Below are 17,567 nucleotides of genomic sequence, written 5' to 3'. Positions count from 1 at the left end.
AAATTATTCATATATTTTAGAGGGTCTAATTTTATCAGCGCTGGGCATAGCTCTCTTGCTGTTTAAGCTAAAAATTGCAAATATACTTTTAAATGGTCTAGCTATAATCATCTTAATAATTGGAGGGGTAGATTTTCTGGCGTATCTATTGGGTCATATATTTAATAACTCATCAAAAGTGAGGTTTTCACCACCAATAATAAGTCTAGGGCAGATTATTTTTGCATGCGGACTCTTGACTAATTCGCCCAATTTTTATTTATGGATGGTGCGTTGCGTAGGAATTTATCAGTTATTATTGGCTCTCTTAAATTTCTTTTCTTATTACCTAATGTTTAAAGATAAGGCCTTTGAGCGTTATCAACGTTTAGCTTTTGCAATTGCGAATTTTATATTTGCTATTGATAGTATTTTAATAATGAATCAGGGTTATCCTGCTTTGCTTCGTTTGGGTATCTACCTTATTTTTCTTGGAATCAGCTATCTATATGATGGGGGCTTTAACCTACTTGATCTTGAAAAGCAGCATATTTGGCGAAGAAGTCTACGCCTACCCTTGCCAGTGCTCTTTTCAGCTTTGTTTCCTCAGAAGTTAATTAGAAAAGTAGATGAAATACTGATAGACACGACCCAAGATATTGAATCCGATTATAGAGCGTCACTTTTGGCTAATGAAAATGACTTGCCAAAGCAAGAAGACAATTTAATTACTATCCAAATACCTGTTGGAAAATCAACATTTGATAGGGTGGGTCATATGAACATTGCATATAAAGATACTGTTTATTTTTATGGCAATCAAGATGATGACACTAGAAATTTGTTGGATACAAGTGGAGAAGGTGTCTTGGCCTTAATTGATCGTTCAGAATATCTATCCTTTTCATTAAAAAATCGTCTGACGATTGTAGAATATGATATCGCGCTTTCTAAACAACAAGCCCAGCAGTTAGAGGAAAAGTTGAATGGCATTAAAGAAAAAACAATTAATTGGCATCCTCAATCCAAGACAGTCCTAAATTCTTTTGTAGGAAAATTGATGCGTCAAACTAAATATACAAAATTTTATAAATTCAAAGAAGGGCAATTTCAAACATATTTTGTTTTTTGGACAAATTGTGTTTTATTTTCTGATGATATTATTAAGGAAATAGGGTTGGCTCTTTCCCCTTTGGTTGGAATCCAAACGCCAGGGACTTATTATGATTTCTTGGAAAGAGAATACCAGAAAGAAAAATCAATTATTTTAGAGCGAAGAGTTTACAATCGAGCTTTAGGAAATTATTTATCAAAGCTAGAATTATCAGCGGCTAAAAAGGGAAATTAAAATTGTAAAGGGATTTTCACTTTTCAAAGAGAATAGTATGGATACTTTACCCAGACATGAAACTTTCCTATAATAAGGCTATTGAATTGTAAAAGAGGGTAGAGAATGAAACGTAGTGATTTAAAAAATGCAAAACGAATTATTATTAAGTTAGGAACAAACACAATATTGTCCGATGAAGGGATTAATTTCACTAAATTAGATCGCTTAGCTTATGTCTGTGCTAGTTTGATCCAAGAAGGTAAAGAAGTTGTCATTGTTTCCTCGGGAGCTATTGGTGTAGGGAGTATGGACTTAAATGAAGCCAATTATCCAACTACCATTGCAGACCAACAAGCAGCTTCAGCTGTCGGTCAGACGTTATTAATGGGACACTATTCTCGCTTCTTTAAATATTATGGCGTGAATGTCGGCCAAATTCTTTTAACACGAGATGTAGTTGATTATCCTCAATCGCTACAAAATGTTCAAGTAGCCATGGATACCTTATTAAGACGAAAAATTGTCCCCGTTATTAATGAAAACGATGCGGTAGCAGTTGAGGAGTTAAATCATCAAACCAAGTTTGGTGATAATGACACCTTATCTGCTATTGTAGCTAAAATTACAGATGCTGATCTTTTAATTATTCTTTCAGATGTTGATGGTTTATATGACTCAAACCCACAACAAAACCCTCATGCTCAGTTAATTGATCAAGTGACTGAAATCACACAAGAAATTCAGCAAATGGCAATGGGAAAAGGCTCAGAATTTTCAACTGGAGGTATGGCTACTAAATTGAATGCAGCCGAGGTCATCTTTACTACCGATTCATCCTTAGTCATTACCTCAGGAGCCGATCCTTCGATAATTTTTGATATTCTAAAAGGTAAAAGTATTGGAACTTTTTTCCATCGGAAAGGGGATAAATAAAATGGCAACATCGATCGAATTATTAACCATTGGAAAAAGAGCAAAAGAAAACTTTGAAAAATTACGTAAGTTAAGCAGTCAAGCGAGAAACCAAGCTTTATTAGCTATGGCTCAATCTTTAGAAGAAAAGCAAGAAAGTATTTTAGAGCAAAATATTCAAGATGTAGAGAACGCGCGTGCGGATGGCATGGTAGCTGCCATGATCGAGCGATTAACCCTAGATGAAAAGCGTTTTGCATCAATGGTAGCAGGTATTCGAAAAATAGCTCAGTTAGCAGATCCATTAGCTAACACACGCAAGCAATGGGTGAATGAATTGGGCTTGCGCATTAGTCAAAGACCTGTCCCACTAGGTGTAATTGGCATTATTTATGAATCACGTCCCGATGTGACAGCGAATGCTTCTGGTTTATGTCTAAAGGCAGGAAATGCTGTTATTTTACGAGGAGGTAAAGAAGCCATCGCCACCAACCGAGCAATCGTTGAAGCCATTCAAGCAGGCCTTGAAATGGCTGGCTTATCTAGGTACTGTGTTCAGTTAATTACAGACCCTGATCGACAGTTAGTTACTCAACTCATGCAAATGAATCATTATGTTGACTGCTTAATACCAAGAGGAGGAGCAGGTTTAATTCAAAATGTGGTGAAAAATGCCACTGTTCCTGTTATAGAAACGGGAGTAGGCAATGTCCATATTTATATACATGAAAAAGCAGACTTTAAAATGGCTCAGACGATTGTTGTCAATGCTAAAACACAACGTCCTTCTGTATGTAATGCTGTTGAGACAATCATTGTTGATGAGGCTTTCGCTAAGGCTTACTTACCACAAATAGGAAATGCCTTGTTTGATGCCAATGTTCAAATCTTAGGAGATGAGCAAACACGTGACTTATTGCCATATTCCGTACAGGTTAGTGAGGAAGATTATGAGACAGAGTTCTTAGATTTAGTAGTGGCAATAAAAATTGTAAAAAATTATGACCAAGCGATTGACCATATCAGCCGTTTTTCAACTGGACACTCCGAAGCTATTATTACGCAAGACTATTCAGTGGCGCAAGATTTTATGAATGATGTCGATTCGGCAGCTGTTTATGTAAATGCTTCGACGCGTTTTACGGATGGTGAAGTCTTCGGATTCGGAGGAGAAATTGGTATCTCAACTCAAAAACTTCATGCCAGAGGGCCTATGGGATTAGAGGCGCTGACTACTTACAAATACCTCATTGAAGGTTCTGGTCAAATTAGAGAATAAAACAAGGGGCTGGGACAAAAGCCTTGAATAATTAAAGAAAGTCCGGTCAACGATATAATCGTTAATCGGACTTTTTCTTTAACAATATAAACAAAGAAAGCGTTTCCTGCTGTAATCGTAGTAATCACAAAGCCATTCAGGAGGGGTTTTCTATCTAGCAACAGTATACTATGAATCAAACTTGCTTGCTACTGGAAATGGATTGTTTATTCCCTTAAAATCATAGTGTTTAGGAGGATTCATGAGGTAGTCAAACAGATTCAATCTGAGATTCAGCAGCTCTTAAGTGAAGAAATTGAAACGCTTAACTGAGAGATTGAATCGCAAACTGTTGCCGGAGCGGATGAACGCAAAAAGAACGCCGTCGTCTCAAAAGTATCACCGAAAAATTGCCAGGATTTTATTCCTCGTGAAGAAAAACACACCACTTATCAAGCGATATTTAACGGTCGTAATAGCTTTTCTAAGACCGATGTCGAGCGGATATTTATGGCCAATAATCTACGTAAATACCCAAAGCAGCGAGCCTAGATTGGAAAGTTACTTTCCAATCTAGGCTCGCTGTAAATTTTGAGGTAGCTGAGAGGTCCTTTTGTCCCAGCTTTTTTGATAGGCTTATTGATTATATTTGTCAGCGAACCCACTTAAACGCATAATAAATTTAACAATTTCTACCACCACCACAATTGAGAGGGCGGCTGCGACAACAATTCCCCATTGTCCAGCTGTTAAAGCATGAACATCAAAGAATTGACTGATACCAGGAATTAATACAACACCTAAAAGCATTGCTCCGGATACTAAGAAGGCTAAGTTTAGCCACTTGTTGTCAAAAGGATTACGGCTGAATAGGGAAGCGAAAACGGATTTGACGTTATATGAATGGAATAGTTGGATTAAACCAAGTGTAATGAAGGCCATAGTCTCAGCAAGAACGTGTCGTTCCTCTCCTATTAAGGATGTTTGCATTGGGCCTTCAGCAGCATACCAATATACGAATAGCGTAATTAAAGCTTCTAGAATCCCTTGATAAAGGATAGAGGGTGCCACCCCAAAGGATAAGAAAGAATCTTTTTTAGTACGTGGACGGTGTGACATTACATCAGACTCTGCTTTCTCCATACCTAATGCGATAGCAGGGAAGACATCCGTTACTAAGTTAATCCACAGGATATGAATTGGTTCTAAAATCACCCAACCGAATAAAGTGGCTGTAAATAAAGTGATCACCTCTCCAAGGTTAGCAGAAAGTAAGAACTGAACAGCTTTTTGGATATTAGCAAATACTTTTCGTCCTTCTTCGACTGCTACAACTATGGTTTGGAAATTATCATCAGCTAAGACCATGTCTGAAGCACCCTTAGAGACTTCTGTACCAGTGATACCCATACCGACACCAATATCGGCTTGTTTAAGAGATGGCGCATCATTAACTCCATCACCGGTCATTGAGACAACGGCATCATTGGCTTGCCAAGCACGGATAATACGCACTTTATGCTCTGGTGAAACCCTAGCATAAACTGAGTAATTTCCAACTTCTTTAGCTAACTGATCGTCTGTAATTTCATCTAATTGGGCTCCGGTCATTACGTGACGTTCATTTTCGCTGTCATTTGGGTCTAAGATAGTTAAACGTTCAGCAATGGCCTGAGCAGTCATTGCGTGGTCTCCTGTGATCATGACAGTACGAATACCAGCCATACGCGCTTTTTCAATAGAAGCTTTGGCTTCTGTTCTTTCTGGGTCAATCATACCGACTAAACCAGTGAAAACTAGGTCCTTTTCTAAGGTTTCCGTTGTAACTTCAGCGGGAATCTCATCAATTATTTTATAGGCACCTGCTAAAACTCTTAATGCTTGCCGACCTAATTTAGCATTGACTTCTATAATTTCTTCTCGATCAGCCGCAGTCATTGCAGTAACTTCTTGGGCTTTTTGAATAGAGCTTGAGCGCTTAATTAATTGATCAGGAGCTCCTTTAACAAAGACTAGATAACGGCCATCATCGGTCTCATGAATGGTTGACATTAATTTACGGCCTGAATCAAAAGGAATTTCCTCTACTCGAGGGAATTGTCTTAATTGTCCTTTGAGATCCATCCCATGGTCTAAGGCGTATTGAATGAGGGCTGTTTCAGTAGGGTCACCGTTGACATTTCCTTGAGCATCGACTTTAGAGTCATTAGGGAAAGCGAAAGAGCAAATAAATTTACCATTATTATCAAGTGGATCTTGAGCATAATGCAATTGACCATCATAATAAACCTTTTCAACAGTCATTTGATTCAGTGTTAAAGTACCGGTTTTGTCTGAACAAATAACCATAGTTGATCCTAAAGTTTCAACAGCAGGAAGAGTTCTTACCAAGGCATTTCTGGCAGCCATGGTTCGCGTGCCTAAAGATAGAATAATGGTTGAAATAGCAGGTAAGCCTTCTGGAATAGCGGCAACTGCCAATGAAATAGAAACTAATAACATTTGAATTGGCGAGAATCCTTTAAGAAAGACACCAACAATAAAAGTTATGATAGCGATTGCGATAATTAAATAGGTAAGTGTTTTACCCAATTTTTCTTGGTCTTTTTGAAGTGGAGTGAGCTGCTTTTCCGTCGAAGACAACATGGCTGCAATATGTCCAACTTCTGTATCCATCCCTGTGTGAGTGACGATTCCTAAAGCGCGCCCATAGGTAATATTGGTTGAAGAGAAAGCCATATTGGATCGATCACCAATCCCAGCTTCTTTTTCAATAACCGCTTCGGCATGTTTTTCAACCGGAACAGATTCGCCAGTTAGTGCCGCTTCTTCGACTTTTAAGGAATTGGTTTCAACTAAGCGTATGTCCGCAGGAACGATGTCACCAGCTTCTAAACTAACTACATCGCCAGGAACAAGTTCAGTTGATTTGATTTTCATATATTCTCCATCGCGTAATACGTTGGCTTCAGGTGAAGACATATCACGCAAGGCGTTAATGGCATCTTCGGCCTTAGCCTCTTGGAAAACTCCAAGCACTGCATTTAATAGGACAACAATCAGAATAATAATTGAATCAGTTGGTCCTTCTCCCTCCATATATCCAACAAATGCAGATATGACAGAAGCAACTAACAGAACAATGATCATAAAATCTTTAAATTGGTCCACAAATTTTTGTAGAAGAGACCTTGTTTCTTCTTCTTTCAAGGTGTTTTCACCGTATTGCTCCAAACGCTTTTTTACTTCTGTTTGACTTAATCCGCTCTTAATATCGGTATCTAATTCGCTTATAATCTCTTGATTTGATTTAGTATAAGCAACAAAATCTTTGCTAGACATCCACTTTCCCCCTTTAATTTAACGTGTTTATAAGATTGACTTCGAATAGAAAAAAGACTCATGCCACTTGGGCAACACAAAGCTGCGCTCAATGGCATAAGTCTCACTATTTCAGACTGTACCAGTAGTAAAACTACTTAACGTTGTTGATACAGCCAAGATATCATCTATCTTAAGTTACTCCCTTATGAACATCTAGCTAAATTATAATCAATAGCACATTTTTATGCAAATTTTTTTGTAAAGATAGTCAAAGTTTTAAATCAGGAGTAGTTGTCAAATTTGAAGAAAGATTGATGAAATTTAGTAAAAACCTTTATAAATTTTGATAATTAAGCATTCTAAGGTCGTTGGCTCTTGATTTATGGTAAAGTATAATTGTAGACGAAACATAGTATTTAAGGAGGTTATCAAGATGTTTAAGAGAAAAAATATTTTATCATTTGTTCTAGTGAGCAACCTATTGGCAGCACCAATATTTCAAACCCAAGAAGTTTTAGCTCAAGTTGAAACGCAAGCACAAGAAAATTTTGTAGAGCCTACTTTTAATATTTTTTTACAAGTAGATGAGAATGTCCCCCAAGCTCAAAAAGAGATTTCCTATGATATTATTGATATAGCAAGTCAAGAGGTTGTTTATTCTTATCGTAGTGACAATACTGAACAGCAACCAATTGAATTGACTGCTGGTGAATATATCTTCCGTTTATATGATGACGGGAAGTTTCAAAGGGGAGGACAATCAGTTCGACCTTATCAAGTTCAAATCGTTCAAGAAAAACAAGAGAAGGCTGATGAAATTGCTGAGGATTCAGGAGAAATTGTTGAGTTGGCCGATCAAACGATAGTATATGATTATGCCTTTACAATTGACGGCAATTATTTAGAAACACCTCCGATTTTTAACATTTATTTAGTCGGTGATCAAGTTCAAAACCCTCAAGTACCAAAGATTGAATCACCAACTGCAGACAGTAGTCAAGAAGCTGATAATAGTGAAGAAAACAGTCAAACAGAAGTTGCTGACGAATTAGGAAACGTTAATGTAATTCTTAAGGACAGTGTGGGTAATGTCGTTCCGAATGTAGGAATAGTGATCAATGAGCAGGAAGTTTTAACCGATGAACAAGGGATCGCTCAATTTCAAGAAGTTCCTACTGGTAACTATGTAATGAATTTTGGTCGATTACCAGAAGCAATGTCAGGATATGAAATTGAAGAAAATGTTGAGATTTACTCAGGTCAAACTTACGACTTTCCTTTGACATTGTCAGGTGTTATCGAAGATTCAACAACTTCTCAAACAACTGTAGAAGCTAAAGCTGATTTACAAATCGAAGTATATGATCAAGAGGAAGCACCGGTTGAAGGAGTTAAGATTGAATTGACCAAACGGGATGATCCTCAATTTAAACAAGAATTAGTATCCGACCAATTAGGTGTCGCTCAAGCTTCTGATATTCCCACTGGCAATTACCAATATCAAGTAATCGAAACACCGGAAACACATTCAGCTCAAGGAACATTATTAGAAACACAAGTTTCTGCTAATGAAGAAAATCGTCAAGTAATTGGTATTACCAAGTTAGACCAAGTTGGTCAACTGAATATCTTAGTTACCGATACTCAAGGTCAAGCAATTCCCCAAGCTGAAGTTCAAGTGTTAGACCAAGTTTATACGACTGATGACAATGGCTCTATCTTTATTGATTCATTGCCAGTGGGTGATTACGATGTTACCTTGGTGACGACTTCAGGAAATGCTGATTTAGAGTCCAATGTTCAAAGGGTTGAAGTTTCAGTTAATCAGCCTACTGATTTAACATTTGAAATAGAAGAGCCGACTACAACAATGGAACCGACTACAACTGCTGAACCTACTACAGAAGAGCCAACTACGACGACACAGGATCCCAAAGCGGTTTTGACGATTAAAGTTCAAGATCAAAAGGCTGAAGCGGTAGAAGGTGTGAGCATACGCTTAATCAATACTGAAGATGGCCAAGAACAGGAAATAACGACTGATAGTCAAGGTCTAGCCTCAGCTAGTGATCTTGCTCTAGGTAACTACCAATACCAAGTCAGTCAAACCCCTGAAGGATATGTAGCCCAAGGCAATCTAATAGATGTAGCTGTAGAAAATGAAGCGCCAGAGTTACAAGCTGTGACTATTCAAAAAGAAGCTGAGGTGGGTCAAGTTTCAATAGCTGTCAGCAATAGTCAAGGTCAAGCTGTTGCAAATGTGCAAATGCAAATTGGCGAGTTGACTGTTGAAACTAACAAGAATGGAATAGCTTTAATTGAAGAAGTGCCTGTAGGCAGTTATGAAGTCCAGTTTGTTTCTATTCCTGAAGTTTACCGTGCAGATCAATTCTCTCCAGAAACGATTGAAGTGGTTGCAAACCAAAAAGTTGAACTAGCTTATCAGTTGGAAGAAAATGTTACGACTGATGAGCCTTCAACTACGCCAGAGCCGACAACCACAACTGAAGAAGTGATTACATCAATAGAGCCAACAACTACGACACTAGCATCAACTACACAAGAGTCAACTACCACAACTGTTGAGGAAACGACTGTTACCGAAGAAGCGACCGTTCCTGAAATGGTCTTTAAGGACTTAGAAAATGGAGGACAAGTCCTCTTAACCAAGGCAGACGCTAAAAATGTGGAGAGGGTTCTTATTCAAAAAGTTGATTTAAATGCCGCTAATCTCCCTTCTGAATTGAAAGGTAAAGATTTTGTAGCTTATGAAATCAAAGCTTTTAATCAAAACGGTAGTGAAATAAAATTGGAAAATCCAACAATAATCAAACTTCCTACCCGTCCAATTAATAGTCAACTTTTAGCCATGAAAGTTATGGGCCAACAAGTTGAAGGATTAAAAGTACGCCTTAACCGAGAAACAGCCACTGTTGAAAGCAAAGGCCTTGGTATTGTAGCCTTAGTATACAAAGACGCCAAAACTGATCAATCAACAACCACTCAAACTCAAGAGGATAGGAAAGCAGTTGTTGTTAAAAAGTCAACCGATCGTAAAGAAGCTGAAAAAGGCAATTTACCAACAGCTGGTGAAACAACTTCAAAAGTGATTTACTTAGTCGCAGGCATTTTAGTAGTTGGGGGAGCACTACTGATTGCTCTAAGAAAAAGAAATCAATTTAAAGACAAATAGATTTTTGAAAACAATCCCTAATATTTTTAGGGGTTGTTTTTTGTGTCTAATAAATCTAATAAATGTTAGATAATTGGATGATGAGTAAATAAGAGTATGCTAAAATTGAGAGTGTGAATAGTAGAGGAGGCTTAACATGGATACACAACTTATGTTTGGATACGGCTCACAAGCGGTTGGATTAAGCTTAGACAAGTTAAATCGACATGGTCTTATAGCGGGAGCGACCGGAACGGGTAAAACGGTTACCTTAAAAGTTATAGCTGAACAGCTAAGTTTAGCTGGCATACCTGTATTTTTATCAGATATTAAAGGCGATTTGATATCTTTGGCTGAGATGGGTAGTTCTCAAGCATTTATTGAAAGATTACAAGCCACTCACTATGAAAATTATGATAATCAAGCTTTTCCTATCGAACTGTGGGATGCCCATGGGCAATCAGGGCTGCCACTGAGAGTTACTGTTTCCGAAATGGGACCCATTTTATTAGCCAACCTATTAGGTTTAAATGAGACACAAACTAGTATTTTGAATGTGGTTTTTTCGGTAGCAGACGAAAAAGGGCTTTTATTGATTGACTTAACAGATTTAAGAGCAATGCTAAATTTCGTAGGCGAACATGCCAAAGAATTAAGCGGTAGTTATGGGAATATTTCCAAAGCATCCATTGGTGTTATTTTGCGCAGTATTGTAGTTTTAGAACAGCAAGGAGCTGATGCTTTTTTTGCTGAGCCTAGTCTAGAGATTGAAGATTTATTAAGGGTAGATGAATCAGGAAAAGGCATTATAAACATTTTGAATGCCAGCAAGCTCTATCAAACTCCCACACTTTATGCCATGGTCTTGTTAGCACTCCTAGGAGAGCTCTTTGACAGTCTTCCGGAAGTGGGCGATTTAGCTAAACCTAAAATGGTTTTCTTTTTTGATGAAGCCCATGTTTTGTTTGATGGAACTCCGAAGGTGCTGGTTGAAAAGATAGAATTGATGGTTCGCTTAATTCGCTCCAAGGGGGTAGGCATCTTTTTTGTCACTCAAAACCCTATGGACCTTCCAGACAGTGTGTCTTCACAATTAGGCAATCGAATTCAACATGGCTTAAGAGCATTTACACCAAAGGAACTTAAAGTGGTCAAAGCAGTGAGCCAAACTTTCCGACAAGCAGAATCTTCAGCTGTTGATTTGGAAAAAGTGCTCCAAGCGTTAGCCACCGGAGAGGCTGTTGTTTCTACTCTAGATTCAAAAGGCACACCAAATGTTGCTGAACGAGTTATGATTTATCCTCCGATGAGTAAGTTGGGCCTTGTTGACCCTCAAACTATTTTGAAGACGATTAACCACTCACAACTCTTAGATAAATATAGTGAAACAATTAATCGTGAGTCTGCTCACGAACAATTAAATCAAGCTATGCAAGAAACACAAGAAGAAATGATTAAATCGATTGATGGCAAAGCAGAGGACCTCTCAACCAACCAACGCATTAAAGAGCTGGAAGCAGAATTAGCTAAACAGCTTAAGAAGTCAGGCAAAACAGCTTCAAGACGGACGGATTCAAATTTTGACCGCTTTACTAAAAATATGATGAGTCAGGTTGGTCGCGAGATAGGCCGAGTTATCACACGTTCGATATCTGGTATGTTCAAAAAGTAGACTTTAGCGATTAATAAAGGATGATGATTCTTAAAAAAATGTTATAATCAGTAGGGATGCAATATGATAAATGTTTAACACTTTATTCTAGCAATAATTAAAAAGGAGCATTAATTTCTATGACATTAAAACTCATCACTATTGACCTTGATGAAACACTCCTCAGGACTGACAAGACTTATGATCGGGATCGCTTTAACCGCGTTCTGAAACGGTTAAGAGAAGCAGGAGTGATCGTGGCAATTGCTACTGGTAATTCTTATCAGAAAATTGCAGATTACTTTGAAGAGTCTGTCTGGCCGGACTTATATTTTGCTTGTGATAATGGTAATTACATTGTCAAGAATGATCAGACCTTAAAGAAGATTGGCATTCCATATGAAGGTTTTACCCAAATTATCGACTTTTTAGATGAATTTCAAGCCTATTCTCCCGTTTTAGGATTAGGCGATGCGGCTTATTTTAGAGACACTAAGGGTCCATTATTTGATTTCATTTCACGCTACGCTAAAGATGTAAACTACATTCCTCAATTTTCTGAACTGCCTGAAGATTCTGTTGTAACAAAAATTGCGATTGCGACACAAGATACGCTTGACCGCAATAAAGTCTTAGCTCGTATAATCAACGAGCGTTATCAAGAAGTTACTGCAGTTACTTCAGGAGATGGATGGGTAGATGTATATAATAAAGAGGGTGGTAAAGGCAGCGCCTTGCTTTATTTACAAAACAAATACAATATTAAAGCTGAGGAATCGATGGCCTTTGGTGATTCTTTGAATGATGAAAGCATGATGGCTCAAGTCCACTACAGTATAGCAATGGATAATGCCGATAAAGACTTGGCTATGCAATGTCGCTATAAAATCGGAAATAATAATGACCAATCAGTTATTTGTGTGCTAGAAGATTATATACAATCATTTGAATTAGACTTTTTAGAAAAATACCGTACAATTAAAGAATAGTAGGTTGATTAAATGGTAAAGAGAACGCAAAAGAAAAACATCAAGAACAGAATGGACGAGATGGCTCAAATTGACGCTTTCTTAATTCCGGCTCATCAAGCAGAAATGTATAAAGTTTTAAGACAAGCAGTAGCCGAAGAAGCCATTGAATATTGGCGAGCAAAATATCCTCAGGTTTCTCGTATAAAGGATAATCCTGATGAAGGCGAGGCTATTCAAATTAAAAATGCTGAGGATCAAGAAGTTTTTCGTTTCTATCTTAATCCTTCTAATATTTCTCAAGCGCAAAAAGCAAGAGATAAAGATCAACTGGATAAGTTTTTAATCAAATTTGAAAATATAGACAAAAATTCCCCACCAATGGTTTAATCAACGGTGGGGTTTATTATTATACCTTCATTTTCAGAGCTTCTTGATAAATTGAAAATAGCTGTCGACCAATTTGAGGAAGGTCGCGTTCGATGGCAATTTCATAGGCTTTTTCTACTAATGAAGGGAGTTTGCCTTCATAGGCTAGTTGAATTTTTTCTTGAAAGGCTTTAAGGTCTATAGCTTTATGAACATTCACACCGTCTTCCAGCCAACCATCAAATACAGGGATATCACGCACAATAAAATCTGTTTTCATGGCGCAAGCTTCAATTGCAGGAATACCTTCAGTTTCTTCAAAAGTCGGGAAAATATAAAGATTGCTCGCTAACAAACCGGCTCGTATATCTTCATTAGGTACATAACCAGCAAATTTTAAGTTAGGTAATTTCGTAGTGACAGCCTTTTTTATTTCATCCGGTACATAGCGCAAGTCAAGATAGCCAAACCAAATAAATTGAATGTGAGGCATCCGTTTGGCTAATTCAACAAAGTCAAGAATCCCTTTGCGTTTTAAGTATAGTCCAATCCCCATTACAACAAAATCATCAGGCTGATAGTCGTACTTTTGACGGAAAACTTTCTTAAGTTTCTCAGTGTCTAGAGGTTGAAATCTAGATAGGTCTATCCCGTTAGAAACAGAATAAATCGGTTGATCGAGACCGTAATTTTCAAGCAGGCTCTTAGAATATGGAGTAGGGGTGATGAGAATATCACCCAAACGGTAACAAGTTAGCAGCCATTGTTTAAAACTAGGTGCTAGAAAATTTGAGAAACGGAAGGAGTTCTCAAAGTCCTCTTTAGTCGAGTGGGCATGATAAATGACTGGAATATTCTTGCGGCGACATTTGGCTGCTAAAAGATAGGATTTAGGGAAGTAGGTATTAATATGTAATAGGTCAAAAGAGTCCTTGGGATTCATGGTATAATCGATTCCCATATATTCCAATGCTTTTTGCTGATGATGAATGGCTTTGCCTAAGCCTGAGCGTTTGATTTGCTCGAGATTGCCTGAATAAAGTAAAACGCGCATCTACTTACCTACTTTCTCTTTTAAAAATCTTAAAAAACTTATTTTTAATGAATGTAATACTTATTTTATCGAACAGGCCCTATTTTAACAAGTTTTACTAAGTCTTGTTAAAGCAATTTAGTCTTTACCAATGATTTGATGTATAATCCAATAGATGAGCAAAGCGACTTTGAGAGGGGGCTTTTTAATGACAGGACATTTTGGTCAAATTTTCTTACTGCCTGGACGCTCGTTACTTGAAAAAGAAATTGAGAGGTTGCAAGTGGATTTATCGCAAGCTGTATTTGAGTATGATGAATTAATTTATAAGGATTGTTTTTATTTAGAAAAGCACTTTTATTTAAATTTTGGGAAAGAATGGCTCAATTTATTAAAAGCTCATTTTCAAGCTGTCTTCTTAGAAAGAAAGTATAGAATAATACGTCTTTATAAGGAAAAGAATCAAAAGCTAAAACTGCAACAGTTAGAAAAAGATTTATCTGTTTATCAGCAGTTAATTATTGAAACGGAAGAAAAGATACAATCAGCAGAACACTCTATCTACGAAGATACTTTAACAGAAGAAGAGGCGCGCTTGATGCGGGGAATGTACCGTCAAATAGTTTCTAATGTCCATCCTCTTCTATATCCTTTACAAACAAAACACCAAGAGTCACTTTATCAAAAAGCCTTGACTGCCTATAAAAGAGATAATAAAGAGATTCTTCAATTGATTTTAGATCATTTAAATGAAGATTATGCTCAAGCGTCTCCATTAAAATTAAGCCAACTAGTCGATGTGAGGAATGCCTTGTTAGTCTCTTTATATGAAAAGAGGAATCAATTGGCCTTAAGACGATCTGATTTTCCCTATCTCATTCGCGATTACGTTCTAAATGATGAATTAGGCGAGAAAATGCGACAAAGTCTGATGCAGAGACGAAGTCAATTTAAGCAAAAAATAAAACAATTGGAGTTAGAAATAGCTAAGTTAAAAGAGAGTTAATCCTCTATTTAGTCCTTTCACTTCAAGACCCAAACTTTTTAACCAAGACCTAAGGTAAATAACAGAGGAGCAATACATGGCAAATAATTTTGAAAAAAACCAACTCTTACAAGCAAGAGTAGAAGATTTAACTCATGAAGGGTTGGGTGTCGCTAAAATTGAGGGCTTTCCATTCTTTATTGAAGGAGCCTTACCGCAAGAAGACATTGAATTTAAAGTCATAAAAATCGGAAAAAAATATGGCTTTGGAAAGTTAGAAAAAGTCGTAAATAAAAGTCCTGACCGAGTAGCCATAACCGATGATATCGGGCGTCAAACGGGAACGATGACCTTACAACACTTGTCTTACGAGGCACAGTTAGCATTTAAAGAAAAGGTTGTGAGAGATGCTTTTGAACGTATTGGGCATTTTAAAGAATTGACCATTCAACCGACTATGGGTATGGATGATCCATGGGGATACCGTAATAAGGCTCAAATTCCAGTTCGGATGGTTAAAAGTAAGTTAGAAACGGGATTCTTTCGAAAAAATAGTCACGACCTCATTCCAGTTGAAGACTACCATATTCAAGATCCCGCTATTGATCAAGCGATTCTAATGGTTCGGGACCTTTTAAGAAAGTACCACATTCCGGCTTATGATGAGCAAGCTCACAAAGGCTGCATGCGTCATTTAATTGTAAGAAAAGGCCATTATAGTGGTCAATTAATGGTCATTTTAGTTTCTAAAGCTAAAAAAATTCCTCAACTTGAAGAATTAATGCAAGAGATGATTAAAAAAATTCCTCAGCTGGTATCAATTATTCAAAATATTAATCCCGCCAAAACAAATGTTATTATGGGAAAAGAGACTTATTGTTTATGGGGAAAAGAGTATTTTGAAGATCAGATGTTAGAGATGACTTTCCGAATATCACCACAATCTTTCTATCAAATTAATACTCCTCAAGCTGAGCGTTTATATCAGCTGGCTATTGCAGCAGCAGAACTAGATGGCAGTGAGACTGTATTGGACGCTTATTGTGGCATAGGCACCTTATCCTTAGCGCTTGCCAAACATGCTCAAGCGGTCTATGCCATGGAAGTAGTGGTTGAAGCTGTCGAAATGGCTGAGAAAAATGCCGAAATCAATCAGATAGATAATGTGCATTTTGAAGCGGGTTTAGCAGAAGATTGGCTAGCAAGATGGAATCAAGAAGCCATTCGTTTTGATGTGGTGACAGTGGATCCACCGCGCAAGGGATTGGATCCTCAGTTTATTGAAAGCTTAGTGGAACAAGATCCAGCTAAGATTGTCTATGTTTCTTGTAATCCAGCTACCCAAGCGCGTGATTGTCAACTACTTGCTCAAGCGGGCTATCAAGTCAAAAGTATTCAACCGGTTGATCTTTTCCCATTCACTAATCATGTGGAGGCGGTAGCACTTTTGTCCAAACTTGATACAGATCAACATATTGATATAGAAGTGAATGAAGAAGATTTAAAAGATATAAGGTTAAAAAAAGATGCAACATATGAAGATATTAAAAAATATGTACTAAATAAACATGGATTTAAAGTAAGTAATCTTTATATAGCCCAAGTTAAGAGAAAACTTGGTATAATAGAGAGAGAAAACTATAATAAATCGAAGAAAGAAGACCAAGTAGTACCAATATGTCCTGAGGACAAAGAGAAAGCTATTATAGAGGCTTTAGAGTGGTTTGGGATGATATAAATAATTTTAGACGATATAGCTTTGTACTATATCGTCTTTTTTAGTTACCTATATACTTGTTGTCCAAGAATTACATAATAAATATTTCGATTAATTAGATGAGTCTTGGAGAGCGGCTGATTTAAATTAATGAGATGGAAGAATCAACCGTCTAGGTAATGAGAATGACAAGGTGCATATTATAACTAAAAATACTTTTGATAGCTATTTATGATAGACGATTGAAAACAAGCAAAAATTTATATCTCAAATTATGACTTAGATATCTTATATGAGGAGTTTATGGACAATGATATACAAGGTTTATTAAGTGAAGAATTTGATTACTCAATAGAAAATCTTAAAGAACAATGATTACTACAAGAAGAAGCTATCATAAAGTAAGAAAGAGATGACCTGATAAATGTGGTAGGAAATCTTATCAAAAATCCAAAACTATTAGAGATAAAGGATAATAAAGTAGAGAAACTCAAGGTGGATAACTTTGCTTTGATTTCAAATGATAAGAAAGGAGGGAAGAAATACCACTCTTGTTCAGCATATGGGGAAAAAGCAAAAGGAATGGAAAATCTTAAACAGGGAGATTTTATCAAAGTCTTTGGGCAAACAAAGATAGGTCTTGGAGATGATGGTAAAAAATATACAAATATAAGAGTCTTATCATCAAAACTCTTAAAAGCAAAAGAGAAAGATCAGGATAAAAGTTCTAAAAAAGAATTAATCCTTGGATCAATAAAGAAATACAAGGCAGAGGATATGGGTAAAGATATGGATAAGGCAGACAAAAAATAGAAGCAGAAAGATAATATTGGCGGTGTGATCTTCGGATTCCATCGTTTTTTTGCATC

General features: G+C 37.0%; 12 protein-coding genes. 10 read left to right on the top strand and 2 right to left on the bottom strand.

Going from position 1 to position 17,567, the window contains the following annotated elements; all coding sequences use genetic code 11:
• Positions 1-331: 331 nt before the first annotated feature.
• The 3 genes from ACQV2Q_RS06650 to ACQV2Q_RS06640 all read left to right on the top strand — a co-directional run bounded on the left by ACQV2Q_RS06650 (position 332) and on the right by ACQV2Q_RS06640 (position 3,500).
• The gene (locus tag ACQV2Q_RS06650; protein ID WP_428882330.1) at positions 332-1,327 is read left to right on the top strand and encodes a DUF308 domain-containing protein; all 996 of its coding nucleotides are present in this window, start codon (positions 332-334) and stop codon (positions 1,325-1,327) included.
• Positions 1,328-1,432: 105 nt separating this feature from the next.
• Positions 1,433-2,242: a glutamate 5-kinase gene (gene proB / locus ACQV2Q_RS06645; RefSeq protein WP_428874477.1), complete on the top strand. Its 810-nt coding sequence runs from the start codon at positions 1,433-1,435 to the stop codon at positions 2,240-2,242.
• Position 2,243: 1 nt separating this feature from the next.
• Positions 2,244-3,500: a glutamate-5-semialdehyde dehydrogenase gene (locus ACQV2Q_RS06640; protein ID WP_428882328.1), complete on the top strand. Its 1,257-nt coding sequence runs from the start codon at positions 2,244-2,246 to the stop codon at positions 3,498-3,500.
• 615 nt (positions 3,501-4,115) lie between these two features.
• On the opposite strand, the gene ACQV2Q_RS06635 is transcribed toward ACQV2Q_RS06640, so the two are convergent.
• Positions 4,116-6,821, bottom strand: a complete 2,706-nt coding sequence (locus tag ACQV2Q_RS06635; protein WP_428875012.1) for a cation-translocating P-type ATPase — start codon at positions 6,819-6,821, stop codon at positions 4,116-4,118.
• Between the two features lie 415 nt (positions 6,822-7,236).
• Between ACQV2Q_RS06635 and ACQV2Q_RS06630 the strand changes: the two genes are divergently transcribed.
• The 4 genes from ACQV2Q_RS06630 to ACQV2Q_RS06615 all read left to right on the top strand — a co-directional run bounded on the left by ACQV2Q_RS06630 (position 7,237) and on the right by ACQV2Q_RS06615 (position 12,984).
• Positions 7,237-9,996, top strand: a complete 2,760-nt coding sequence (locus tag ACQV2Q_RS06630) for a SpaA isopeptide-forming pilin-related protein (RefSeq protein WP_428882326.1) — start codon at positions 7,237-7,239, stop codon at positions 9,994-9,996.
• 136 nt (positions 9,997-10,132) lie between these two features.
• A complete protein-coding gene (locus ACQV2Q_RS06625; protein WP_428882324.1) occupies positions 10,133-11,647 on the top strand; it encodes a helicase HerA-like domain-containing protein in 1,515 nt (504 codons plus the stop codon).
• 119 nt (positions 11,648-11,766) lie between these two features.
• Entirely contained in the window at positions 11,767-12,615 is an 849-nt protein-coding gene (locus ACQV2Q_RS06620; protein WP_428875014.1) for an HAD-IIB family hydrolase, read from the top strand.
• Between the two features lie 12 nt (positions 12,616-12,627).
• Positions 12,628-12,984, top strand: a complete 357-nt coding sequence (locus ACQV2Q_RS06615; RefSeq protein WP_428873458.1) for a hypothetical protein — start codon at positions 12,628-12,630, stop codon at positions 12,982-12,984.
• Between the two features lie 19 nt (positions 12,985-13,003).
• Here the strand turns inward: ACQV2Q_RS06615 and ACQV2Q_RS06610 are convergent, their stop codons facing one another.
• The gene (locus ACQV2Q_RS06610) at positions 13,004-14,017 is read right to left on the bottom strand and encodes a glycosyltransferase (protein ID WP_428873459.1); all 1,014 of its coding nucleotides are present in this window, start codon (positions 14,015-14,017) and stop codon (positions 13,004-13,006) included.
• Positions 14,018-14,204: 187 nt separating this feature from the next.
• Here ACQV2Q_RS06610 and ACQV2Q_RS06605 point away from each other — a divergent pair, with 187 nt between their 5' ends.
• The 3 genes from ACQV2Q_RS06605 (at position 14,205) to ACQV2Q_RS06595 (ending at position 17,511) form a co-directional block, all read left to right on the top strand.
• On the top strand, positions 14,205-15,002 hold the full coding sequence (locus ACQV2Q_RS06605) for a hypothetical protein (protein ID WP_428882322.1): 798 nt from the start codon (positions 14,205-14,207) through the stop codon (positions 15,000-15,002).
• A gap of 76 nt (positions 15,003-15,078) precedes the next feature.
• A complete protein-coding gene (rlmD, locus tag ACQV2Q_RS06600) occupies positions 15,079-16,719 on the top strand; it encodes a 23S rRNA (uracil(1939)-C(5))-methyltransferase RlmD (RefSeq protein WP_428882320.1) in 1,641 nt (546 codons plus the stop codon).
• Between the two features lie 405 nt (positions 16,720-17,124).
• On the top strand, positions 17,125-17,511 hold the full coding sequence (locus ACQV2Q_RS06595) for a hypothetical protein (RefSeq protein ID WP_428882318.1): 387 nt from the start codon (positions 17,125-17,127) through the stop codon (positions 17,509-17,511).
• Positions 17,512-17,567: the final 56 nt, after the last annotated feature.

It is taken from the genome of Facklamia sp. P12950 (assembly GCF_050409465.1).
Lineage (GTDB): Bacteria > Bacillota > Bacilli > Lactobacillales > Aerococcaceae > Facklamia.
The sequence above is the reverse complement of the archived record's forward strand: the minus strand, read 5'-3'. Positions and strand labels throughout refer to the sequence as shown.